A 22324-nucleotide genomic window follows, 5' to 3' on the forward strand; every position below is an offset into this window, starting at 1 on the left:
AGTAACAACAGGTACCTTGTCCGTGGATCACCCCAGCAACGTGTAAAGACGGTCATGACTTTCCTGCAAGACCTGACGGCTTCGCTGAGCCGTCTCACCGGTGAGCGTCGGGCCACCATCGATACGCCGACCGCAGCACCGTCGCCCCTACGTCCGATCGATCTGACCGACGATGCGTCGGTTGCGGAGGTGCTGGACCTCGCGGTTCGCGTCGGCGAAGTGCTGTTGGCCTCGGGCACGGCAGCGATGGATACGGCGACTCAGGTGCAGTACATCGCCGCGACGTACGGCCTCGCGCGATGCGATGTCGATGTCACGTACAACTCGATCACCCTCAGTGCTCACCGGGGCCCGACGCGTCCTCCGGCGTCGACGATGCGCATCGTGCATTACCGCTCGATGGACTTCACGCGGCTGGCCGAGGTCGACCGCCTCATTCGCGCCGTGCGCGTCAAGATGGTGCCGCCGAGCGCGGCGCTCGAGCGGCTCGACGAGATCACCAAGGCTCCGCACCCGTACAACCGGTGGATTGCGACGCTGGCGTGGTCGGGCATGGCCGCTGCCATCAGTGTGTTGCTCGGCGGTGGCGCGTTGGTGGCTGTGGTCAGCTTTCTGACGACGATGGTGATCGACCGCATCGGACGCGTCCTCAACCGTGCGGGCCTGCCGTTCTTCTTCCAACAGGTTGTCGGCGGCTTCGTGGCGGCGACACCGGCGATCACGCTCTACAACTTCCAGGACCAGCTGAACATCAGTATCTCGCCGTCGCAGATCATCGCGGCCGGGGTAATCGTGCTGCTCTCGGGGCTCTCGCTCGTCGGTTCGGTACAGGATGCGATCACCGGTGCCCCGATCACGGCGGTGTCGAGATTCTTCGAAGTGTTGATGATGACCGGCGGCATCATCGCAGGCGTCGCGACGTCTCTGCGGTTGGCCGCGCTGATCGGCAGCGATCTGCCGCAGATCAGCAACCTGGCCCCACCGGACATCCTGCAGGTCCCCACCAAGGTGATCGCCGGCGCAGCAGCGTCGCTGTTCTATGCACTGGCCTGCTACGCCGAGCGTCGTGCGTTGACGGCTGCCTTCATGGGCGGCTTCGCGGGCTCGCTGGTGTATCTGCTCTCGCAGACGCTCAACGTGGGGCCGATCATCGCCTCGGCCATCGCTGCCACCGTCGTCGGATTCGCGGGTGGTCTGTTGGCTCGTCGTGCGCTGATTCCACCGTTGATCGTCGCCGTCGCGGGCATCACTCCCCTGCTCCCCGGCCTGGCGCTGTACCGCGGTCTGTACGCGATCCTCAACGACCAGCTACTGCTCGGCATCAGCTCGTTGTTCGCCGCGTTCGGCGTCGGCTGCGGCCTGGCCGCCGGTGTGACTTTGGGTGAATGGGGTGCCCGCACCCTGCGTCGACCACGCATCATCGCGCGCACGGAAGAACTACTGCGCCCGACGCTTCGCCGCACAGAAGAACCGCGCCGACCGACTGTTCGTCGGCGGCGCGGTACGAGTCCTTCGTAAGAGGCGGAGCTCAGGCCTCTGTGCTGGGGGTTCCCTCAGCGGATGCGCGTGCAGCAGCGTCGGCCTCCATGGCCTCACGCAGGCTGCGCGGACGCATGTCGGTCCAGTTCTTCTCGACGTACTCCAAGCACGCGGCGCGGGTGTCTTCACCGAAGACGACACGCCATCCCTGAGGGACCTCGGAGAACGTCGGCCACAGCGAATGCTGGTCTTCGTCGTTGACCAGCACGAAGAAGCGTCCGTCTTCGTCATCGAACGGGTTGGTACTCATCTCGCCTCACTCGTCGCGAACGTTTGGTTGGTAAGTCTGCACCGTGAGGTGCCACACGACCCTAGCAACGCAGGTCGAGCCGTGGTGCCGTCAGGCCTTCAAGAAGCCGAGCAGTTCCGCATTGACGGCCTCGGGGCGCTCGAGATATCCGTAGTGCCCGGCGTCCGCTATTTCGACGTACCGAGCACCTGGAATGGCGTCGGCCAGTTCCTTGCCCAAGTACGGCGGGATCATCCGATCGTCGGCGAATCCGACCGACAGGCACGGCACCGACACGCCGCGGTAAGCCGCAGTTCGATCGAAATCGTCCTCCATGCCCAGCTGAGCGCGCACGCCCGCGGACGGCGAGGAGGCGGAGAACTCGAACAGGTCGAGCCAGTCGCGTGCCCCGCGAGAATCACGCAACGTCGCAGGCGACAGGTTCATCACCGCTGTCACCGCAGCCGAATAGGTTCCCGGGAGCTCGACGCGCTTGTCGTACAGCGCTCGCTCGCCGTTGGCGAGAGTCTTCTGAAATTCGTCGACTCGGGCGTGGCCGGCGAGGAAGACCGCTTTGCGAACCAGGTCGGGCCTACTCAGAGCGAGCTCCTGCGCGACGCGTGAGCCCATCGACGTTCCGACGACGTAGGCCTTCTCGTCGCCGTTGCGAACGAGTTCGATCAGGCCGGCGGTATCGGCGACCATGTCCTCCATGGTGATGCCGTGCGTGCTCTCCGACGACGGAGCCATGCCGCGATTGTCGAAAGTGCACACCCGGTAACCCGCTGCTGTGAGAGCGGGCACCTGATGCAGCTCCCACACACGGCCCGGGCTACCGGTGCCCATGATCAGAACTACCAGGTCTCCACTGCCCTTGACCTGGTAGTTCAGGTCGATGCCGTTGATCTTGGCGATAGGCATACGTCTCCTTACTGCTGATTCGTCCGTCGGGGATCGTATCGTCCGACACCGACACGGGGTTACTCGAACAGCCAGTGGGTACCTGGTGTTACATGACTGACGAGAACGTAGCGGGCGAAGCACGCAAGGGATTGCTCGACGGAATCAAGGGCAAGGCCAAAGAGGTCGTGGGCGCGGTGACCGGCAACGACTCGTTGACGGCCGAGGGCCAATTACAGGCTGCTCAGGCTCGTGAACACAAGGAGGCCCAGGCCACGGAGCGGGTCGCCGAAGCGCAGGCCACCGAAGCCGCCGAGGAACTGGCCGACGTTCGCACGTCAGCCGAAAGCCGCCGAGAGGCCGCAGAGGAGAACGCCGCGGTCACCGAGGCGCAGGCAGATCGGGTGCGTGAGACGCAGGTGGTCGCGGCCGAGCAGAACAAGCGCGAGACGATAGCGCAGGAGCGCGCTGCCGCTGAGGTCGACGCGACCGCCGAGCAGATCGAGGCCGAAGAGGACCGGCGCATCGAGCAGGCTGCCGCGGACTCCGACGAAATGGTGGCCGCACAGAAGCACCAGGAGGCGCTTCGTCAGGCCGAGGCCGATCGCAAGAAGGCCGAAGAGCTCCGCAACCAGGCCTGAACCACTACTGCAAAACAGGAGTTTCGTTTCATGAGTGTCCTAGCCATACCGATGACCATTCTTCGCATCCAGTACAAGATCGCTCGAATTCCGTTGCAGCTCATCGAGACCAACGTAGTCGAGAAGATGAACGCGGAATCACCTGCGCGCCTGGTGTACGAGCACACGCTCGGTTCACTGGACCGTGCCGTCGGAAACCTGTTGGGAGACAAGGGACTCGCCGATCGCGGCGAAACCCTGGTCGACAGCACCGAGAACCGTGCCGAGGCAGCGCGCCTCGACGCCGAAGCTCGGGCCAAGAAGGCCGCAGCCAACGACGAACTGAAGGTGGCTCGCGAAACCGCCGAGAAGGATCGCCGCGCAGCCGACGCCGCCGCCCAGGAAGCCGCACGTGACGCCCGCCAGGAGGCCGAGCAACGCAAGCGCGAGGCCGCTCAGGATGCCGAGCGTGAAGCCGCCGCCAAGAAGAAGAAGGCCGACGAGCAGGCCGCTGCCACCGCGAAAGCCGCAGAGGATCGCAAGAAGGCGCAGCAGGCTCAGGTCGACAAGCAGGAGAAGCTGGCCGCCGCGCCGTCCGAGGCCGAACTGGCCGAAGCCGCCGAGCGTTCCGACGAGGCCGCCGCCAAGAAGGACGAGGCGGAGCGCATCGAGAAGCTGTTCATCGCAGAGAAGAACAAGGACTGACTTCGGTACTGTCGGCGAATTACCGATCTCCGGCAGGACCTCACACCCTTTTTGCCGACTGCGCGCCCCTACTCGCATCAGAGCATGGGCGCGCAGTCGTCAATTGGGGCGCGCGCTCCCCGCCCACCACTTGATCAATCGAGGACGCGAGCGAGAAACGCAGCAATGTTGTCTTCGACTGCCGCAGTGCGGGTCTCGACATCGAAGTCTTCCTTGAATTGACGGCCCAACGCCGGGGTCTTCTTCTTTCGCGCGTAGAGCGAGCACGCGAGGTCAGAGCAGATGTAGGTACCCACCGTGTTGCCGCGCCTGCCGGATTCGCCTGCCTTCGCGGCGGCCATCAGCGAGACGCCACCGTTCGCGTGTGTGGTGAGGCAGATACTGCACATCTGCGCTGTGCGTGGCCCACCGACTTTGTAGCGCAACGCAATTCCACGCAGGCGATCCCCTGAAGGAACGACGATGTAGCTCCTCCCGGCAAGTTTGGGATCGACCCAACCGAAGAAGTCGAGATCGCTCCACGGCACAGCGTCGAACATCTCGGGAAGAGAGAGCCTTCCGGCGTCCCCCTTGGACGAGTTGACGAACGACGACCTGATGTCGCGTTCGGAGATCGGTTCCATGTCACTGCCTCCAGTGCTGTAAAAGTGTGTCGATTCCGTCGAGGATGCGGGCCCAGGACTGCTGCGAGTCGGGCGCACTGTGACCGAACGAGCCCGACGCATCGAGGCTGGCATAGCCGTGAAACACGCTGCCGAGCAATCGAACTGCGTGTACCTGATCCTCTTCACCGAGGTCGTACCCCCGGAGGATCGCTTTCATCATTGCCGAGTGACGCACTCCCGCACTTGCGAGAGCAGTCTCGTGATCGAGTGGAAACTGCGTCGCCGCATAGCGACCGGGGTGCTCCCGCGAATAGTCGAGATACGCGTTGGCGACGGCCACCAATGCGTCCTTGCCCGCTCGGCCTGCCAGCGCCTCGGACACCCGATCGGCCAGTTCCTCCAACGCCAGCAGCGCTATCCCGACGTTCAACTCGTGCGCGTTCTTCAGGTGCGAATACAGGCTCGCCACCTTGACGTCGAAGCGTCTGGCCAGCTCACTGGCGGTGACGCGATCGAAGCCGACCTCATCGGCCAGATCCGCTCCTGCTGCCACGATGCGTTGCGCGGTCAATCCTGCGCGTGCCATACCGGCCTCCTCGTTCTTTCGAGGACACCGTAACCAAACCTAATAGCTTTAGGCAAATTGCTAAAGCAATCAGCGACCCTGCCACGCCTCCCACAGCTGTGCGTATCGTCCACCGGCCGCGACCAGCTCCTCGTGCGGGCCCTGTTCCAGAATTCTGCCGTGTTCGAGGACCACCACGCGGTCGGCGGCAGCAGCCTGAGTCAGCCGATGCGCGACGATCAACGTGCTGCGCCCCCTGGTCGCTGCCTCGGCCGCAGCTTCGAGATCTCGCGCACCGGAACTGCCCGCCTCCGCGGTGGCCTCGTCCAACACCGCGACGGCCGGGTCGGCGAGAACCAGTCGCGCCAAGGCCAATTGCTGCGACTGTGCCGCGGTCAACTGGTGTCCTCCCTCGCCGACGGCGGTATCGAGGCCGTTCTCGAGCGCCTCGACCCACGACCAGGCACCGACGGTGCGTAGTGCGGCTTCGACGTCGTCACGACCGGCATCAGGGGCGGCAAGCAACACGTCGTCGATCAATCGGCCGGCGAACACGTGCACTTCCTGGCTGACGATCGCGACGTGTCGCCGCAGGCCCTCACTGCCCAGCGCATCCAGTGATGCGCCGCCGACCCGAACCGTCCCCGACGTCGACGCCATCGAGCCTGCCGCGATCGCTGCAATCGTGGATTTGCCTGCGCCGGTGGATCCGACGAGAGCGACGGTCTCCCCTGCGCCGACCCGCAGGTTCACTCCGTGCAGAACCTCGTGGCCGGACTCGTACTCGTGCCGCAGATCGGTGACGTCCAAGGTGGCGTCGGACGGCACGGAACCGTCGCCGACGGGTCGCTCGTCGGGGATGTCGATGACGCCGACGAGCCGGGCCAACGAGGCTCCCGCGGACTGGATGTCGTCGAACGTGAACAGCAGGGTGCCGATCGGATTGAACAGTCGGTGGAACAGCAGCGCCGCAGCGGTCGTCTCACCGACGGTGACGTGATCGCCTCGCACCAGCAAGAATCCGGCCAACAGGATCACCGAGAGTCCGACGCATTCGGCGCGATTGCTTCGAGATCCGAATCGGGTGAACAAGCGGAACACATCGACGCCGATGTCGCGGGCCTTCGCCGACGCTCTGTCGATCTCGCTCAGGTGCGCCGACTCGAGTCCGTACGCACGAACGGTTTTTGCGCCCTGCATGCTGCTGACGAAGGACTGCGCTCGCTCGCCCATCGCCACGCGCTCGGCCGCGTACTTCGGTGCCGAGCGGGGCAGATACCAGCGCAGCGCGAGGACGTACATCGGCAGCGCGACGAGCCCCGCCAGGCCCAGCCGCCAGTCGATGCCGAGCATCGTGATCATGCTCAGGCACACGAGCAGGAACGCGCCGACGAGCTGCGGGATCACCTCACCGATCGACTTGGCCATCACCGCGACGTCGTCGCCCACCCGGGAGAGCAAGTCGCCCTTGCCCACTCGCTCGAGCGTGGCCACCGGCAGATGCAGCGCGCGGCGCACGACGGCCTCGCGCAGCGACGCCAGAATGCCCTCACCCAACGTACTGATGAGGTAGCCGCTGAAACCGGTGACGATGCCGCCGATCACTGCGGCCACCGAGATCACGACGACAACCCCGATGATCGTCGACGAGTCGGCCCCGTCGCGGACGCGGTCGACCAGGACCCCGAAGACGTAGACCGGCACCAGCGACATCGCCGCCGCAAGTGCGCCGAGGAGCAGCGTGACCGCCGTACGCACCCGTCGTAGTTTCAGCTGTTCCAGCAACCAGCGACCGGATCGGGCTCCGGTGGCGATCGGAAGAAGTTCGGGGGTGGTCATCGCAGCACCGCGTCCTTGTACTGCGCGTCCGAGGACGCGAGATCGTGGTGCGTTCCCTCGGCGACGACGCGGCCGTCGTCGACGACGAGAACGCGATGGGTCACCGACAGCAGCGCAGGGCTGGTGGTGATGAGGATCGTTGTCTGCGAGCTTCTTTCGGTGTGCCGGAGCTCGGCGATGCCGCGGGCGATGGCGTGCTCGGTGACGGCGTCGACGGCGGTGGTGGGGTCGTGCAGTACCAGGACCGGGGCGTCGACCGACAGCGCTCGCGCCAACGCCACTCGCTGGCGTTGGCCGCCGGACAGGCTGGCTCCGCGGTCGGTGACGGCGTGATCGAGACCCGCCTCGTGCAATTCGACGACGTCGGTGGCCGCGGATGCCTGGAGCACTCGGTCGAGTTCGGCGTCGGGCCGCTCCCGCCCGGCGGTGACGTTGCTGCGGACGGTTCCGGCGAACAGGTCGGTGAGGTGCGGCTCGACGAGAACGGTCTCGCGGGAGCGTCGAAGATCGATCTCTCCCGCCGGAATGCCGCCGACGCGAACAGATCCGGTGTAGTCGGCGTCGGAGATCTGACCGGACAGCAGCGCGGCGAGCGCCTCTCCGTCCTGCGGTCGGTAGGCGACCACGCCGAGCATCTCGCCTGGTTCTGCCCGGAAGGTGAGGCCGTCGAGCGATCGGAATCGAACGCTGTCGACACCGAGATCGGTCCGCGCGGGCACCGCGGATTTCGACTGCGGTAGAACGTGTTCCGCACCGAGCACCAGGGCCAACCGATCGGCCGATCCGCGCACCATCGCCACGACGCCGGGGATCCTCGCCAACCCGGTCAGGGGTTCGATGACGAACTGGGCAAGGCCGATGACGGTGATAAACTCACCGACCGAAATTCGGCCCTGCAGCGCGAACCAGCCGGCGGTACCGGCGATCCCGACGGCCAGCAATGCGTTGACCGTTGCCGACAAGCCCTGATAGACGTTGTTCGCGCGAGCCAGCTTCAGAGTCGCCGCCAATGCCGTTCGGCTCGACGTCACGAATCGCTCGGTCGCGGCGTTCTCGGCACCGATGCCACGCAGCGGCCGGACACCGCTGACCAGATCGGTGGCCATACCCGACACACCGGCGATCCGGGCCTGCTGGGCGGTGGCTGCGCGGGTGAGCAGTGGAGCGAGGCGCTGCAGCGCGATCAAGATGACCGGGGTCCCGATCACGACGGCAAGGCCCAGGGGAACGTCGATGATCAACAACGCCACAGCCGATGCGACGACCGCGACGGCCGACGCGAAGACCCGCGCGATCAGATCGAGGATCCACGACTCCTTCTCGGCGTCGGACGTCGAGACCGTCAGCAACTCCCCCGCCGACAGCTCGGTACGTACACCCCGCGGATCGAGGACACGACCGGCGACCTCCACGCGCACCAGATGCGCCTCCCGCTCGATGGCGACGACGATGATGCGGGCACCGATCCGCCACGCATACGACAGGGTGACGAACAAGGCCGCCAGACCGACCAGCGAGACGATCATCGCCGTCACATCACCGGTGTCGATGGCCCGCGAGACGATGAGTCCGATCGCCACCGGGACCATCGTTTCGCACAGTTGATGCACTCCGAACAGCAGCGACGAGACGATCAGTCGGGTGCGATGGCGTCGGACGGTGCGTCGCAGAATCGCGGAGCCGGTGGCCGGAGAAGGCTCCTCCACCACTGTCCGAGCATGGCGGAGCGGCACAGAATCGGTCATTTGCTGCAGCCTATGGCATCGGGAAGTGGCGATGGGACGCCACATTTACATAGAGTCGGGACCAACGAACACCGTGTAAGCCCAGCAGAGAGTACGGAGAACACCATGCCTGCCAAGACTTCGACCGACAACGACATCGCCGACGAAGACATCGTCCCACTCGAGTACGAGACGGCCAGCCAGGCTCAGCGCGTCGTCGCGGCCTACGCAACCGATGCCGACGAATGCCGCATGTTGCTGTCGATGTTGGGTATAGATCCTGTTGTGAAGGGCGAAAGCGAGTAGCACCTTCGCAGGACTGGCTCCCCCAGAGATCTACAAGCGGATTGGACAGTTGTGGCTGACGCCTCGCAGGGTTCGGATTTTGTCGTCGTAGCCAACCGGTTGCCGGTCGATCTGGAAAAGCTTCCGGACGGAAGCACACGATGGAAGCGAAGCCCAGGCGGGTTGGTCACCGCTCTCGAACCGATCCTGCGCGCCAACAAGGGTGCCTGGGTGGGGTGGGTCGGTGTCTCGGACGTCGACGTCGAGCCGTTCGTCGAGGACGGCCTGCAACTGCGTCCGGTCACGATCAGCGAGAAGGAATACACCCAGTACTACGAGGGCTTCTCCAACGCGACGCTGTGGCCGCTCTATCACGACGTCATCGTCAAGCCGGAGTACGACCGCGACTGGTGGAACGCCTACGTCGAAGTCAACCGCCGCTTCGCCGAGAAGACCTCCGAGGCTGCAGCACAGGGCGCGACGGTGTGGATCCAGGACTACCAGCTCCAGCTCGTTCCGAAGATGCTGCGGATGCTGCGCCCCGACCTGACCATCGGGTTCTTCCTGCACATACCGTTCCCGCCGATCGAGCTGTTCATGCAGATGCCGTGGCGCACCGAGATCGTCGAAGGGCTGCTCGGTGCCGACCTCATCGGTTTCCATCTGTCCGGCGGCGCGCAGAACTTCCTCTACCTTGCCCGACGCCTCGCCGGGGGAACCACGTCCCGCGGAACCGTCGGAGTGCGGTCCAAGTTGGGCGTCGTGCAGGTCGGCTTCCGAACCGTGCGGGTCGGCGCGTTCCCGATCTCCATCGATTCCGGTGATCTCGACACCAAGTCTCGCTCCAAGGCCGTCCGGGATCGCGCGAAGCAACTGCGCAAGGATCTGGGCAACCCGAAGCGCATCATGCTCGGCGTCGATCGACTCGATTACACCAAGGGAATCGACGTTCGGCTCAACGCGTTTCGCGAACTGCTCGAAGAGGGCCGCGTCGATCCCGCCGAGAACGTCATCGTGCAGTTGGCGACACCCAGCCGGGAACGCGTCGAGAGCTACGTCGCCATGCGCGGCGAAATCGAGCAGCAGGTCGGCCGCATCAACGGCGAGTACGGCCAGGTGGGCCACCCCGTGGTGCACTACCTGCACCGGCCGATCCCCCGCGACGACCTGCTGGCCTACTTCGTCGCTGCCGACGTCATGCTGGTCACTCCGCTGCGTGACGGCATGAACCTCGTCGCCAAGGAGTACGTGGCCTGCCGCAGCGACCTCGGTGGCGCTCTGGTGCTCAGCGAATTCACCGGTGCCGCAGCAGAACTGCGCCAGGCGTACCTGTGCAACCCACACGACCTGGACAGCGTGAAGGACGCCATCATCGGCGCACTGGAGCAGGAACCCGAGGCAGGCAAACGCCACATGCGTGCCATGCGCAGGCAGGTGCTCGCGCACGACGTCGATCGCTGGGCCCGCTCCTTCCTGACCGCACTCGCAGCGCCGGCGGAGGGCACCAACCTCAGCCGATAAATCGCTTTCCCGACACCGTCGACGGCTGCTACTTTGCCGTCGACGGTTTTTTCGTGCATCGAGACAGTGAGGAGGTGGCATCGTGGCCACCCGGACATCGACGGACCCGAACCCCCATTCCTCCTCTCTCAAGGATCTCGTATGTCTCCACTCGACCATTACGGCCTCGATCAGCATTGGCTGACCGAATTCGAAAAGCTTTCCCAGAGAACAACTCTCGCCCGCGTCGTTCGCGTCGACCGAGGTGAATTCGACGCCGTCACCGACAGCGGCATCGTCCGCTGCACCGGCACCGGTATCTGCACCGGAGATTGGGTGACACTGGACTCGTTCAGGCTCGCCGCTACCCTCCCTCGCCGCACAGCCATCGAACGCGCCTCCGCCGGATCCACCTCCGACACACAGGTTCTCGGAGCCAACGTCGACACCGTCGTCGTCACGGTGGCGTCGGACACCGCCCTCGACCTCGGTCGCGTCGAGCGCTACATCACCCTCGCCTGGGGCAGCGGCGCCGTTCCCGTGGTCGCGATCACCAAGACCGACAGCGGTAGCGTCGCCGAGGAGTTGGTGCTGGCCGCCGCGCCGGGTGTGGAGGTGTGCACCACCAGCGCGGTCGACGGCAGCGGAATCGACTCACTGACAGCACATCTGCGCGGCACGGTGGCCTTGATCGGGCCGTCGGGATCCGGAAAGTCGACGCTCGGTAACGCTCTGCTGGGTGGTTCGGTTCTGGAAACCGGTGCCACTCGGTCGGCCGACGGCAAAGGCAGGCACACGACGGTGCGTCGAGAATTGGTGCCGATCCCGTCCTCTGCCCTGGTGCTGCTGGACACCCCGGGCTTGCGTTCGGTGGGCGTGCAAGGATCGGAAGACGCTGTGGCGAGCGCCTTCTCCGACGTCGACGAACTCGCCGCACTGTGCCGGTTCGGTGACTGCGCGCACGAACACGAACCCGGCTGTGCGGTGATTGCCGCCGTCGACGCGGGTGAGCTCACCGAACGACGACTGGGCAACTACCGAAAACTGTTGCGCGAGAACGCCTGGGCGATGTCGAGGCAGGACGCCCGTGTTCGCAGCGAGAAGTTGCGGGAGTACAAGCAGATCTCGAAGTCGCTGCGCGTCAAGTACGCCGTCGACGGCAGAAAGCGGTAGGTCAGCTCTCGTCGAACAGTGAGGGACTGTCGGCCTCTGCCTCGGCCTGCCGGGCCGAACTCTCACTGTTCGACGCCTTCCGCACCACCTCGACCGTGGTGGTACGTACCGACAACCGATGACCGTCGTGATGCTCGAGCAACGCCAGACCCTGACGGATCTCGAGCACCTTCCACGGGCCTGCATGCCCGGACGCCTGAACCAGGTCGCCTGGTGCGATCTCGGAAGCCACTGTTGTTCTCCATTCACCGAGCAAGCAATTCGGAGTCGAGCAAGTCTGTGACACACACCCTATCGGGCGCGCCCTGCCCGCATCTCACTTGCTCGTCGAACAATTTAGGAGTACTCATGTAATAGTTATAGAAATACAAGCATTATCGCGGAGGTGAACGTGGCCGAGTTGACTCGACGACACCGATATCTCGTGCTCGGCATCTGCTGCCTGAGTCTGTTTCTCGTCAGCACCGACAACACGATCGTCAACGTCGCGCTGCCGTCGATGCGCGCAGATCTGAACGCGTCGGTATCGGGTCTGCAGTGGATCATCGACGCGTACACGCTGGTCGTGGCATCACTGCTGATGCTCGGCGGCTCGATGGCCGACAAATACGGCCGCAAGCGCTTCTTTCTGATCGGCACCGGAACGTTCGTCCTCGGCTCCCTGCTGTGCAGCATCGCACCGTCACTGGGCTGGCTCATCGCCTTCCGCATGCTGCAGGCCGTCGGCGGCTCGATGATGAATCCTGTCGCGATGTCGATCATCACCAACACCTTCACCGATCCGAAAGAACGTGCCGGGGCCATCGGAATGTGGGGTGCCGTCGTCGGAATCTCGATGTCGGCGGGCCCGGCGCTGGGCGGCATCCTCGTCACCGGTGCCGGCTGGCAGTCCATCTTCTGGATCAACGTTCCCGTCGGGATCTTCGCTCTGGCGATGACACTGAAATTCGTGCCGGAATCGAAGGCCGACCACTCACGCAAGTTCGATCCGGCCGGCCAGTTCCTCATCTTCGCGTTCCTCGTGTCCCTGGTGTTCACCATCATCGAAGGTCCCGCGAAGGGGTGGGGATCGCCGCTGATCGTGTTCACCGGCGCCGTCGCCGTCGGCTCTCTCGTCGGGCTGCTGGTGGTCGAGTCGCGAATCGAGGAACCGCTCATCCAACTGAAGTTCTTCCGGAGCGCGCCGTTCAGCGGAGCGACGGTGATCGCGGTGTGCGCGTTCGCTTCTCTCGGCGGATTCCTGTTCCTCAACACCCTCTACCTGCAGGACGTGCGCGGATACTCACCACTGCACGCCGGTCTGTACACGCTGCCGATGGCGTTGATGACGCTGATCTTCGCGCCGATCTCCGGTCGCATCGTCGGCACCCTCGGAGCGCGTATCCCGCTGCTCATCGCCGGAATCGGCTTCGTGGCCTCGGCGCTGATGCTCACCCGACTGACTCCGACGACGTCGTTCGCGTGGCTTGCGGTGGCGTACGTGATTTTCGGAATATCCTTCGGCATGGTCAACGCCCCGATCACCAACACCGCGGTGTCCGGAATGCCGCGCAGTCAGGCCGGAGTGGCATCCGCCATCGCGTCGACGAGCAGGCAGGTGGGTCAATCACTCGGCGTGGCCGTCGTCGGATCCATCGTCACGGCGAGCATCGTCGGCGAGATCTCCGACGGCTTCACCGCCGCAGCAGTTCCGGCGTGGTTCGTCATCGCGGGTGCGGGCGTGGTCGTCACCGTGCTCGCCGTGGTCACCACCGGCAGGTGGGCCCGCTCGACCGCCGATCGAATCGACCAACCGGTGCTCGTATGACCGACTCGGAGGCAGCCCTCGTCTGGCGCGAGATGCGCGCGCTGATGCTCGAGAAGCACGACACCCGCCGAGCCGTCGCCGACGCCACCGGGATGAGCTTCCTGCGAGCCAAGCTGCTCACCAAGTTGCTCACGGGCGATCGGACGGTGACCGAGTTGGCCGAGATTCTTGCGTCCGATGCGCCGTACATATCCCTCAACGTTCGCGAGCTGGAGAAACGCGACTTGGTGATGCGCACCGAGGATCCCGACGACCGCCGACGCCGCATCATCGGACTCACCGATGCCGGACGCCGGCTCGCCGCGAAGGCCCGAGCGATCGCCGACGCCCCGCCGCCGGAATTCACGACGGTATCCGCCGAAGACCTGGCGCATCTACGACGGATTCTGCAGCTGCCCTGATTGCTGGGCTTCCCGCTTCAGCGGCGGATGGCGTCGAGTGGTGTGCCGATCTCGACGAGCGCGCGCACGGTCGCCGCTTCCATTCCCGGCGAGCCACAGACCAGAATCTGGCGATCCGGGAACGGCCCCTGCGTGGCGACGACGTCGGCCACACTGCCCTCCCAACAATGCTCGGGCTCGAAAAACTTTGCGCTGGAACCGATCTCGGCATGAATGCGGTCGTTCCATCGATCCGACGCCCACGGCTCGTGCAGTTGGTCGACGACAGGTACCACCGTCAACCACCGCAACTCCGCCGCCATCAACCACAGCATGTCGCCGGCATACAGATCACGTGGCGACTTGCCGCCGACGAACAGCGTCACGTTCGGCGGCTGTTGGCGGCGAGTGAGGTCGAGCAGAATCGCGCGCAACGGAGCGAGGCCGGTGCCGCCCGCGATCATCACGACGTCGCGCCCCGAATCGTCGACATGCAGACTGCCCTGCGGATCGCTGATCTGCCACACATGACCGGGCCGCGTCTCGTTGACGATCGAACCGCTCACCCAACCGGCCGGAACGGCTCGAACATGGAATTCCAGCTTCCCGTCTCGCGAAGGCGGCAGCGCCGGTGAGTATCGCCGCGTCAGAGCAGCGTTCTGGGGAACCGTGACCGACACCGACTGGCCTGCCTGAAACGGCACAGCATCGCCTTCGAGTCTGATCACCGCAAGATCGTTCCGAAGGCGATGATACTGAACAACCGTCGAACTCCACGCCTGCATGTGAACCAGGATAGGGGCCGACGCGAAATGCCTCGCACACACGCGCGGGGTCGATGCCGTCGCCCCGGTCGAGGCCGGTCGAGGTGCGGGAGGTTCGCCGCCGACGCCGTTGGGAGGCCGGTCGACGCCGGGCGCCCCCGGTCGACGCCGCAAAAGCGCGCGCGTTTGCCGAACGCGCGCGGAATAGCGACCGATCGCCGGCGAATCCGCGCGCACCTGACGAACGCGCGCGCGTTTCCGAGGACGTGAAGGGCGAACAGTTGGGGGTGAACGGTGAAGGGCAAACCCTCGAATTCAGCGCTGGTGGCGCGGTTTCCAGACCACCAGGGCGTTGCGTTGAATCGGCACCAGGTCGCGGCGATAGCTGGCGTGCACGTTGGCCAGATCCTGAGCCAGTTCGGAGACCCGGGCCTGCAGTGCCTCGACCTGATTGGTCAGTTCGATGATTCGCTTGATGCCGGCGAGGTTGACGCCCTCGTCCTGTGAGAGTCGCTGCACTTCACGAAGCAGAGCGACGTCACGCGGTGAGTAGCGTCGACCGCCGCCGGTGGTGCGATGCGGGGTGACGAGCCCGAGCCGGTCGTAGGTACGCAGCGTCTGCGCGTGCATACCTGCCAACTGTGCCGCGACGGAGATCACGAAGACCTGGGCGTCGGGATCAGCTTGCCCGCCACCAGCTTTCGCGGATCCGCCCTCGGGAGGGACCGACATCACACACCTGCCCACCCGGCCCGCGGGTCGAATCCGCTGGCCTTCTCGGCTTCCAGATAGTTCTTCAGAGCGTCGGTAGCAGCATCGTCGAGTTTCTGCGGGACGGCAACTTTGACGGTCACCATCAGGTCGCCGGTGCCGGACTTCTTCGGGATACCGCGGCCACGCACACGTAGCACTCGGCCGTCGACGGTGCCCGGTGGCACCTTCACTCCGACTCGCCCTTCGAGGGTGGGCACCGACAGCGTGGTGCCGAGCACCAGTTCTCCGTAGCTCACCGGAACGGTCACCGTCAGGTCGTCGCCTGTTCGGCCGAACACCTTGTCGGGCTTGACCCGAACGGTGACGAACAGGTCGCCGGACGGTGCTCCGCGCAAGCCGGCTTCGCCCTGACCGGCGAGCCGGACCTTCTGGCCGTCGCTGATGCCGGCCGGGACGCGCACGGTGATGGTGCGGGTGCGGTTCTGCACTCCGGTGCCGCGGCAGTCGACGCACGGGTCGTCGATGATGGATCCGGTACCGCGGCAGTCGTCGCACGGCTCACTGAAGCCGAACGCGCCTTGGTTTCTGTTGACGACACCCTGGCCGTTGCATTTGGGGCACACCCGCGGGCTGGTTCCGGGCTTCGCACCGCTGCCGTGGCAGGTGGTGCACGAGGACGGGCTGGTCAATCGCAGGGGGACCGTAACGCCCTGTGCCGCTTCACGGAACTGCAGCGAGGTCTCGGTTTCGACGTCACTACCGCGTCGGGGTCGATTGTTCTGCGGACGCTGCTGCGCGCCGCGGTTGAACAGGCCACCGAACAGGTCACCGATTCCGCCGTCGCCGCCGCCCTGGCCGAAGATGTCGCCGACGTCGAAGGTCTGTCCACCGCCGCCGAATCCGCCTGCGCCGGGCGAGAATCCACCTCCGCCACGGTTACCGAAACCACCGGAGGCGAACAGCTTTCGTGCTTCGTCGTATTCCTTGCGCTTGGCCGGGTCGGCGAGGACGGCGTGCGCCTCACTGACCGCCTTGAACTTGTTCTCGGCCGAGGCGTTACCGGGGTTGGCGTCGGGATGGTTGTCCCGGGCCAACTTTCGGTACGCCTTCTTGATCTCTTCTGCAGTCGCGCTGGAGGAAACGCCCAGCTCCTTGTAGAAGTCCTTCTCGATCCACTCCCGCTGGCTCACCGGGCGTTTCCTCCTCTCGCGCTATTTCTCTACTGCTCGTCGGACGCGGGTGCATCCGATTCTTGTGTTGCACTGTCCACGACGCCGACCATCGCGGTCCGCAGGACGCGCTCACCGAGCTTGTAGCCCGGACGCATCAGCGTTCCGACGACCGGACTGCTGCCGTCGCCCTCATGGGAGACGGCCTCGTGGATGGCCGGGTCGAAGGCGTCGCCCTCGGCTCCGAAAGTGGTCAGGCCGATGTTCGAGAACACCCCTGCCAACTTGTCTGCCACTGCCTTGAGCGGTCCGGTTTCGAGGTCGCCGTGCTGGCGGGCTCGCTCGAGGTCGTCCAGAACCGGAAGAAGCTGCGAGACGACGGACGCCTTCGCGTTCTCCGCTCCGGTCTGCTTCTCACGATCGGTGCGACGCCGGTAGTTGGCGTACTCCGCCGAGACGCGCTGCAGATCTGCGGTGAGCTCTGCAACCTGCGTGTCACGCGGGTCTTCCACTACGTCGCCGTCGACGGCCCCTTCGTCCACCGAGTCGGGCTGGGGCGCAGCCCCGGTGCCCACCAGGGGCTCCGGAACTGCGTCACCTTCCCGTACTTCACCGGTCTCGGGATCGATCTTTCGCTTGTCCACGAAAGTGACCGGTTCCTGCTCGGTGTTCTCCGACGTCACTTCTTGTCCGTGTCGTCGGCGGGCTCGTCGACAACCTCTGCGTCGACGACACCGTCGTCAGCGGCCTGCGCGCCACCCTCTGCGCCGCCCTGCTCCTTGGCCTGAGCCTCGTAGATGGCGGTGCCGAGAGCCTGCGACTCGGTCGAGAGCTTCTCCACGGCGGTCTTGACTGCCGAGATGTCGCTGCCCGCGAGAGCCGTCTTGGCGTCGGCGATGGCGGTTTCGACGCGTCCCTTGAGCTCGGCGTCGACCTTGTCCTCGTTGTCCTTGACGAACTTCTCCGTCTGGTGGACGAGGGACTCGGCCTGGTTGCGGACCTCGGCCTCTTCGCGACGAGCCTTGTCCTCGTCTGCGTGAGCTTCCGCGTCGGCGACCATGCGGTCGATCTCTTCCTTGGACAGACCGGAGCCGTCCTGGATCTTGATCGTGTTCTCCTTGCCGGTGCCCTTGTCCTTGGCCGTGACGTGCACGATGCCGTTGGCGTCGATGTCGAAGGTGACCTCGATCTGTGGGACGCCGCGAGGAGCCGGGGGCAGCTCGGTCAGCTCGAAGGAGCCGAGGAGCTTGTTGTGCGAGGCGATCTCGCGCTCACCCTGGAAGACCTGGATCTGCACCGAGGGCTGATTGTCGTCAGCGGTGGTGAAGGTCTCGGAACGCTTCGTCGGGATGGTGGTGTTGCGCTCGATGAGCTTGGTCATGACGCCACCCTTGGTTTCGATACCGAGGGACAGCGGCGTGACGTCGAGGAGCAGAACGTCCTTGACCTCACCCTTGAGGACACCGGCCTGCAGTGCAGCACCGACGGCCACGACCTCGTCCGGGTTGACGCCCTTGTTGGGCTCGCGTCCACCGGAGAGCTCCTTGACCAGCTCGGAGACGGCGGGCATACGCGTCGAACCACCGACGAGCACGACGTGGTCGATGTCCTTGACGGCGATGCCGGAGTCCTTGACCACTGCCTGGAACGGCGCACGAGTGCGGTCGAGCAGGTCGGAGGTGATCTTCTGGAACTCCGAGCGGCTGAGCTGCTCGTCGAGGAACAGCGGGTTCTTGTCGCCGTCGACCGTGATGTACGGGAGGTTGATCGAGGTGCTCTGCCCGGAGGACAGTTCGATCTTCGCCTTCTCGGCAGCCTCACGCAGACGCTGCAGCGCCATCTTGTCCTTGGTCAGATCGATGCCGTTCTGAGCCTTGAACTTGTCGACGAGCCAGGTCACGATGCGCTCGTCCCAGTCGTCGCCACCGAGGTGGTTGTCGCCGGACGTCGCGCGGACCTCGACGACGCCGTCGCCGATTTCCAGCAGCGAGACGTCGAACGTGCCGCCACCGAGGTCGAACACGAGAATGGTCTGCTCGCTGTCGCCCTTGTCCAGGCCGTATGCGAGAGCTGCCGCGGTGGGCTCGTTGACGATGCGCAGGACGTTGAGGCCGGCGATCTGGCCGGCTTCCTTCGTGGCCTGGCGCTGTGCGTCCTCGAAGTACGCGGGAACGGTGATGACCGCGTCGGTGATTTCCTCGCCCAGGTAGGCCTCGGCGTCGCGCTTGAGCTTCTGCAGCGTGCGCGCGGAGATCTCCTGCGGGGTGTACTTCTTGCCGTCGATCTCCACGGTCCAGTCCGTGCCGACGTGGCGCTTCACGGAGCGAATCGTGCGGTCGACGTTGGTGACCGCCTGGTTCTTCGCGGGCTGGCCGACCAGCACTTCACCGTTCTTGGCGAAAGCGACGATCGACGGGGTGGTGCGTGATCCCTCGGAGTTGGCGACGACAACCGGTTCGCCGCCCTCGAGGACGGACACGACCGAGTTGGTGGTCCCGAGGTCGATACCGACCGCACGAGCCATAATGTTTCCTCCTGTTAGTGCTGGGGTTCAGTCCCTGGGTGAGCGAACTCCGCTCAAGTTTGCACAACGGGATCTTCTCCGTCAACTTCCAACTTGAGCCTCATCCACTCAAGGCTGCTGACCTGCACAACGGAGGTTGTGGCGAATTTGTTCCCCGGGGAGCGGCTGCGCCGCATGTGCGCGAAAACTCGACCCCTGCTACGAGGTTTCGTGCACGTGGGGCGAAGCCCCTCCACAGCAGTACGCCGCGACGATCACGAAGATCGTCGCGGCGCAGCGGGGAGAAAGTCAGTGCGGGCTACTCGCCTGCATCTTCGGCGGGCGGTGCGGGGATGCAGCTGTGGGTGAGCAGTCCACCGGTGATGTTGTCGAGGAAGTTCGCATCGAGTGCGCTGGCGAAGGCCGCGGCACCGGCCGGGCGGGCCATCCACTCACGATCGACCGACGGCACGGTGTACGTGGCGGCTTCGCCTGCCTCGATGGTCGTCTCGGTGTTCTGGCCCTGCACGCCCGGCAGTGCGCCGTAGTTGACGTTGACGTTCGACGCGTCGTCCGCACCGACGTTGTCCACCTTGACCTGAAGTGCGACGACGCCGCCCTCGGGTGCGTCTTCGACCGTGATGTCGCAGACGGCGGCCATGGTCACCACCAGGTCGGGGCTTTCGAGAACCACCGAGCCGAGCGGGCCGACAGGTTCGGGGGCAGGTTCGGCCGATGCGGCCGGTGCGAGGGCAACCGCACCGATGGCGGCGGCCAGAGCGGCCGTCGAGGCCAGGATCGATGTGCGGGCAAGACGTCGCATGAACAACTCCTGTAGCTGAAGGGGATGTGACTCATGAGTCTGATGTGACAGATGGGTCAGTTGGTACTCAACTCACTATGTCCTATCGGATTCCGACATTCCACACCAGGCGGTCTCGATTCGATGACGTTCGCATATCGAAGGAAAACGCCCCTGACGAATCACATCCATGTAGTTCGGAGTAGGTTTCACCGGTCGGTGAGCCAGGTTTCACCGGTTGCCGATCAGGGGAACCACAACCCTGCGGATCGGCCGCGCCCTACGTAGGGTTGAGGAAAAGCGAGGCTACGGAGGCACATGGATCCCGAAGTGCAGCACGAACCGAGCGAGATCACCTACGACGAGAAGTTCTATCCGGCTCGGCCGAAACCACTTCGACCTTCGGTGCGTCGCGCCAACAGGAGCAGCAGCCCCACACCCGACAGCGAACCGGTGGCCTCGAATCCCGAGTACGTGGACTGGCTCACCGAACAGTCGATGCTGCGCGACGCCAAGCTCATTGCCGAGCAACTCTCGGGCAAAGGCAGCATGTGGCAGAACCCGTATGCCGACCCCGATCCTCGCGCCGCCGTCGAGCGCGCACCGGTGTGGTTCACCGCGTATCCCATCTCGGTGATCAACGCCCCGCAGACGAGCTTCCTGAGCACACTCGGTGACGAGAAGCTGTGGCAGGCCTTTTCCGAAATCGGTGTCACCGCAGTGCATACCGGCCCGGTGAAGGTGGCCGGCGGCATTCACGGCTGGCGTCCGACTCCCTCGGTCGACGGCCACTTCGACCGCATCGGCATGCAGATCGACCCCGCGTTCGGATCGGAAGAGGAGTTCCGACGCCTCTGCGTGGTGGCGTCGGCGTACGACGGCATCGTGATCGACGACATCGTGCCCGGACACACCGGTAAAGGTGCGGACTTCCGGCTCGCCGAGATGGCCGTGGCCGACTACCCCGGCATTTACCACATGGTCGAGATCGAACCGCAGGACTGGCATCTGTTGCCACGAGTGCGGGCCGGAGCCGATTCGCAGAACATCGACGCCGAGGCCGAGGCCAATCTCGCCCGTGCCGGATACATCATCGGCCAGCTGCAGCGCGTAATCTTCTACGAGCTCGGTGTGAAGGAAACCAACTGGAGCGCAACACCTCCCGTCGTCGGCATCGACGGCATCGAGCGTCGCTGGGTGTACCTGCACTACTTCAAGGCCGGTCAGCCGTCGATCAACTGGCTCGATCCCTCCTTCGCCGGAATGCGACTGGTGATCGGCGACGCGTGCCATTCCATCGCCGATTTGGGTGCAGGCGCATTGCGGTTGGACGCCAACGGTTTTCTCGGTGTGGAGCGTCGAGCCGAAGGCCCGGGCTGGTCCGAGGGCCACCCCTTGTCCGAGGCGGCGAACCACCTGATCGCCAGCGTGGTGCGCAAGATGGGTGGGTTCACCTTCCAGGAGTTGAACCTGACGATCGACGACATCAAGGCCATGGGTGAAAACGGTGCCGACCTGTCGTACGACTTCATCAATCGCCCGGCCTACCAGCATGCGCTCGTCATGGGAAACACCGAGTTCCTCAGGCTCACCATGACTCTGGCGCGCGATCACGGCGTCGACACGGCGTCTCTGGTGCACGCGTTGCAGAACCACGACGAGATGACGTTCGAGCTCATCCACTTCGCCACCCTGCACGCCGAGGACGAGTTCACCTACGGCGGCGAGGCGGTCAAGGGCAGCGATCTGGGCGACCGGATCCGCGGTGAGCTGACCGATCGACTCACCGGGCGCTGGGCACCGTACAACCGGACGTTCACCACCAACGGAATCGCCTGCACCACAGCAAGTGTGATCACTGCATCGCTCGGCATCCGCGATCTGGACCGGATGGACGAGCGAGACATCGAGACGGTCAAGCGGGCCCATCTGCTGCTCGCGATGTACAACGCGTTGCAGCCGGGCGTGTTCGCCCTGTCCGGCTGGGATCTTCTGGGCATCCTGCCGATCGATGCCGAGGAGGTCGACGACCTCATCCGCGAAGGCGACACCCGCTGGATCAACCGCGGCGCACACGATCTGATGGGCTACTTCCCCGAGGCCGTGCGCTCCGAATCCGGCATCCCCCGCGGGCGCAGCCTGTACGGTTCGCTCCCGGAGCAGCTGGCGGATCCACAGTCGTTCGCCCGCCAGTTGGCGCGAATCATCGAGTTGCGCAAGAAGTTCGGTATCGCCACCGCCCAGCAGATCGACATCCCGACGGTCTCGCACAAGGGTTTGCTGGTGATGGTGCACGAACTCGGGCAGGGAACCATCCAGGCGACGGTGCTCAACTTCTCGTCCGAGGAGATCAGCGCGACTATCCAGTCGAAGCACCTGGTGCCCGGCACCACGGCCGTCGACGTATCGGACGACAACGAGATCGCCACGGTGGACGAACTGAACAGTTTCCCGATGACGCTGCGCCCGTACGAGGGTGTGCCGGTGGTGCTGCGCTGAGA

At 64.9% G+C, this 22324-nt stretch carries 22 protein-coding genes; 9 read left to right on the forward strand and 13 right to left on the reverse strand.

From position 1 onward, the window contains the following. Positions 1–54 precede the first annotated feature (54 nt). Positions 55–1518, forward strand: a complete 1464-nt coding sequence (locus tag CH291_RS05875) for a threonine/serine ThrE exporter family protein (RefSeq protein WP_094640838.1) — start codon at positions 55–57, stop codon at positions 1516–1518. A 10-nt stretch (positions 1519–1528) separates the two neighbouring features. Here CH291_RS05875 and CH291_RS05880 read toward each other — a convergent pair whose 3' ends face one another. After that, positions 1529–1789 (reverse strand): MbtH family protein, encoded by a 261-nt coding sequence (locus CH291_RS05880; RefSeq protein ID WP_008710007.1) that lies wholly within the window; start codon positions 1787–1789, stop codon positions 1529–1531. A 90-nt stretch (positions 1790–1879) separates the two neighbouring features. Then, complete coding sequence (locus CH291_RS05885) at positions 1880–2689, reverse strand: alpha/beta fold hydrolase (RefSeq protein WP_094686886.1); 810 nt, start codon at positions 2687–2689, stop codon at positions 1880–1882. A 92-nt stretch (positions 2690–2781) separates the two neighbouring features. Between CH291_RS05885 and CH291_RS05890 the strand changes: the two genes are divergently transcribed. Together CH291_RS05890 and CH291_RS05895 are read left to right on the forward strand one after the other, a co-directional pair. Beyond that, a complete protein-coding gene (locus CH291_RS05890; protein ID WP_068055948.1) occupies positions 2782–3309 on the forward strand; it encodes a general stress protein CsbD in 528 nt (175 codons plus the stop codon). A gap of 30 nt (positions 3310–3339) precedes the next feature. Beyond that, on the forward strand, positions 3340–3993 hold the full coding sequence (locus CH291_RS05895) for a hypothetical protein (RefSeq protein ID WP_068055945.1): 654 nt from the start codon (positions 3340–3342) through the stop codon (positions 3991–3993). Positions 3994–4127: 134 nt separating this feature from the next. Here the strand turns inward: CH291_RS05895 and CH291_RS05900 are convergent, their stop codons facing one another. The 4 genes from CH291_RS05900 to CH291_RS05915 form a co-directional block, all read right to left on the reverse strand. Continuing rightward, the gene (locus CH291_RS05900) at positions 4128–4616 is read right to left on the reverse strand and encodes an FBP domain-containing protein (protein WP_094686887.1); all 489 of its coding nucleotides are present in this window, start codon (positions 4614–4616) and stop codon (positions 4128–4130) included. A gap of 1 nt (position 4617) precedes the next feature. Then, positions 4618–5184 (reverse strand): TetR/AcrR family transcriptional regulator, encoded by a 567-nt coding sequence (locus CH291_RS05905; RefSeq protein ID WP_068055939.1) that lies wholly within the window; start codon positions 5182–5184, stop codon positions 4618–4620. A gap of 69 nt (positions 5185–5253) precedes the next feature. Next, complete coding sequence (locus tag CH291_RS05910; protein WP_094686888.1) at positions 5254–7002, reverse strand: ABC transporter ATP-binding protein; 1749 nt, start codon at positions 7000–7002, stop codon at positions 5254–5256. After that, entirely contained in the window at positions 6999–8747 is a 1749-nt protein-coding gene (locus tag CH291_RS05915) for an ABC transporter ATP-binding protein (RefSeq protein WP_179276446.1), read from the reverse strand. Before CH291_RS05915 ends, CH291_RS05910 begins: the two co-directional genes overlap by 4 nt. A 105-nt stretch (positions 8748–8852) precedes the next feature. Between CH291_RS05915 and CH291_RS05920 the strand changes: the two genes are divergently transcribed. The 3 genes from CH291_RS05920 to rsgA all read left to right on the forward strand — a co-directional run bounded on the left by CH291_RS05920 (position 8853) and on the right by rsgA (position 11684). Continuing rightward, the gene (locus tag CH291_RS05920) at positions 8853–9032 is read left to right on the forward strand and encodes a hypothetical protein (protein ID WP_068055931.1); all 180 of its coding nucleotides are present in this window, start codon (positions 8853–8855) and stop codon (positions 9030–9032) included. Positions 9033–9083: 51 nt separating this feature from the next. Next, positions 9084–10532: an alpha,alpha-trehalose-phosphate synthase (UDP-forming) gene (locus tag CH291_RS05925; protein WP_094686889.1), complete on the forward strand. Its 1449-nt coding sequence runs from the start codon at positions 9084–9086 to the stop codon at positions 10530–10532. A gap of 141 nt (positions 10533–10673) precedes the next feature. After that, complete coding sequence (rsgA, locus tag CH291_RS05930) at positions 10674–11684, forward strand: ribosome small subunit-dependent GTPase A (protein ID WP_094686890.1); 1011 nt, start codon at positions 10674–10676, stop codon at positions 11682–11684. Position 11685: 1 nt separating this feature from the next. On the opposite strand, the gene CH291_RS05935 is transcribed toward rsgA, so the two are convergent. Further along, the gene (locus tag CH291_RS05935) at positions 11686–11916 is read right to left on the reverse strand and encodes a hypothetical protein (protein ID WP_094686891.1); all 231 of its coding nucleotides are present in this window, start codon (positions 11914–11916) and stop codon (positions 11686–11688) included. 159 nt (positions 11917–12075) lie between these two features. Between CH291_RS05935 and CH291_RS05940 the strand changes: the two genes are divergently transcribed. Beyond that, positions 12076–13491 (forward strand): MFS transporter, encoded by a 1416-nt coding sequence (locus tag CH291_RS05940; protein ID WP_094687128.1) that lies wholly within the window; start codon positions 12076–12078, stop codon positions 13489–13491. Continuing rightward, positions 13488–13892 carry a MarR family winged helix-turn-helix transcriptional regulator gene (locus tag CH291_RS05945; RefSeq protein WP_068055912.1) on the forward strand — a complete coding sequence of 135 codons (405 nt, stop codon included), beginning with the start codon at positions 13488–13490 and terminating at the stop codon, positions 13890–13892. The genes CH291_RS05940 and CH291_RS05945 overlap by 4 nt, the downstream gene beginning before the upstream one ends. Before the next feature lie 17 nt (positions 13893–13909). Here the strand turns inward: CH291_RS05945 and CH291_RS05950 are convergent, their stop codons facing one another. The 6 genes from CH291_RS05950 to CH291_RS05975 all read right to left on the reverse strand — a co-directional run bounded on the left by CH291_RS05950 (position 13910) and on the right by CH291_RS05975 (position 19844). After that, complete coding sequence (locus tag CH291_RS05950) at positions 13910–14656, reverse strand: FAD-binding oxidoreductase (protein ID WP_094686892.1); 747 nt, start codon at positions 14654–14656, stop codon at positions 13910–13912. A 294-nt stretch (positions 14657–14950) separates the two neighbouring features. Then, entirely contained in the window at positions 14951–15367 is a 417-nt protein-coding gene (locus CH291_RS05955; protein ID WP_045196872.1) for a heat shock protein transcriptional repressor HspR, read from the reverse strand. Next, a complete protein-coding gene (gene dnaJ / locus CH291_RS05960; RefSeq protein WP_068055903.1) occupies positions 15367–16539 on the reverse strand; it encodes a molecular chaperone DnaJ in 1173 nt (390 codons plus the stop codon). The genes CH291_RS05955 and dnaJ overlap by 1 nt, the downstream gene beginning before the upstream one ends. Positions 16540–16568: 29 nt before the next feature. Beyond that, the gene (grpE, locus tag CH291_RS05965) at positions 16569–17201 is read right to left on the reverse strand and encodes a nucleotide exchange factor GrpE (protein WP_094686893.1); all 633 of its coding nucleotides are present in this window, start codon (positions 17199–17201) and stop codon (positions 16569–16571) included. Beyond that, positions 17198–19042 carry a molecular chaperone DnaK gene (gene dnaK, locus CH291_RS05970; RefSeq protein ID WP_032376212.1) on the reverse strand — a complete coding sequence of 615 codons (1845 nt, stop codon included), beginning with the start codon at positions 19040–19042 and terminating at the stop codon, positions 17198–17200. The genes grpE and dnaK overlap by 4 nt, the downstream gene beginning before the upstream one ends. Before the next feature lie 298 nt (positions 19043–19340). Beyond that, positions 19341–19844, reverse strand: coding sequence for a Pro-kumamolisin, activation domain family protein (locus CH291_RS05975; protein WP_068055898.1), 504 nt, complete (start codon positions 19842–19844; stop codon positions 19341–19343). 297 nt (positions 19845–20141) lie between these two features. Between CH291_RS05975 and treS the strand changes: the two genes are divergently transcribed. Further along, positions 20142–22322 (forward strand): maltose alpha-D-glucosyltransferase, encoded by a 2181-nt coding sequence (treS, locus tag CH291_RS05980; RefSeq protein ID WP_094686894.1) that lies wholly within the window; start codon positions 20142–20144, stop codon positions 22320–22322. Positions 22323–22324: the final 2 nt, after the last annotated feature.

This window comes from Rhodococcus sp. 14-1411-2a (assembly GCF_002259485.1).
Classification (GTDB): Bacteria; Actinomycetota; Actinomycetes; order Mycobacteriales; family Mycobacteriaceae; genus Rhodococcoides.

What these genes read in the sequence shown, in the direction of transcription:
- CH291_RS05875 (WP_094640838.1), top strand. Translation starts at nt 55, where the DNA reads ATGACTTTCCTGCAAGACCTGACGGCTTCGCTGAGCCGTCTCACCGGT.
- CH291_RS05895 (WP_068055945.1), top strand. Translation starts at nt 3,340, where the DNA reads ATGAGTGTCCTAGCCATACCGATGACCATTCTTCGCATCCAGTACAAG.
- CH291_RS05915 (WP_179276446.1), bottom strand. Translation starts at nt 8,747, where the DNA reads ATGACCGATTCTGTGCCGCTCCGCCATGCTCGGACAGTGGTGGAGGAG.
- CH291_RS05880 (WP_008710007.1), bottom strand. Translation starts at nt 1,789, where the DNA reads ATGAGTACCAACCCGTTCGATGACGAAGACGGACGCTTCTTCGTGCTG.
- CH291_RS05900 (WP_094686887.1), bottom strand. Translation starts at nt 4,616, where the DNA reads ATGGAACCGATCTCCGAACGCGACATCAGGTCGTCGTTCGTCAACTCG.
- CH291_RS05885 (WP_094686886.1), bottom strand. Translation starts at nt 2,689, where the DNA reads ATGCCTATCGCCAAGATCAACGGCATCGACCTGAACTACCAGGTCAAG.
- treS (WP_094686894.1), top strand. Translation starts at nt 20,142, where the DNA reads ATGGATCCCGAAGTGCAGCACGAACCGAGCGAGATCACCTACGACGAG.
- CH291_RS05955 (WP_045196872.1), bottom strand. Translation starts at nt 15,367, where the DNA reads ATGTCGGTCCCTCCCGAGGGCGGATCCGCGAAAGCTGGTGGCGGGCAA.
- CH291_RS05975 (WP_068055898.1), bottom strand. Translation starts at nt 19,844, where the DNA reads ATGCGACGTCTTGCCCGCACATCGATCCTGGCCTCGACGGCCGCTCTG.
- dnaK (WP_032376212.1), bottom strand. Translation starts at nt 19,042, where the DNA reads ATGGCTCGTGCGGTCGGTATCGACCTCGGGACCACCAACTCGGTCGTG.
- CH291_RS05950 (WP_094686892.1), bottom strand. Translation starts at nt 14,656, where the DNA reads ATGCAGGCGTGGAGTTCGACGGTTGTTCAGTATCATCGCCTTCGGAAC.
- CH291_RS05905 (WP_068055939.1), bottom strand. Translation starts at nt 5,184, where the DNA reads ATGGCACGCGCAGGATTGACCGCGCAACGCATCGTGGCAGCAGGAGCG.
- CH291_RS05890 (WP_068055948.1), top strand. Translation starts at nt 2,782, where the DNA reads ATGACTGACGAGAACGTAGCGGGCGAAGCACGCAAGGGATTGCTCGAC.
- CH291_RS05920 (WP_068055931.1), top strand. Translation starts at nt 8,853, where the DNA reads ATGCCTGCCAAGACTTCGACCGACAACGACATCGCCGACGAAGACATC.
- rsgA (WP_094686890.1), top strand. Translation starts at nt 10,674, where the DNA reads ATGTCTCCACTCGACCATTACGGCCTCGATCAGCATTGGCTGACCGAA.
- CH291_RS05910 (WP_094686888.1), bottom strand. Translation starts at nt 7,002, where the DNA reads ATGACCACCCCCGAACTTCTTCCGATCGCCACCGGAGCCCGATCCGGT.
- CH291_RS05945 (WP_068055912.1), top strand. Translation starts at nt 13,488, where the DNA reads ATGACCGACTCGGAGGCAGCCCTCGTCTGGCGCGAGATGCGCGCGCTG.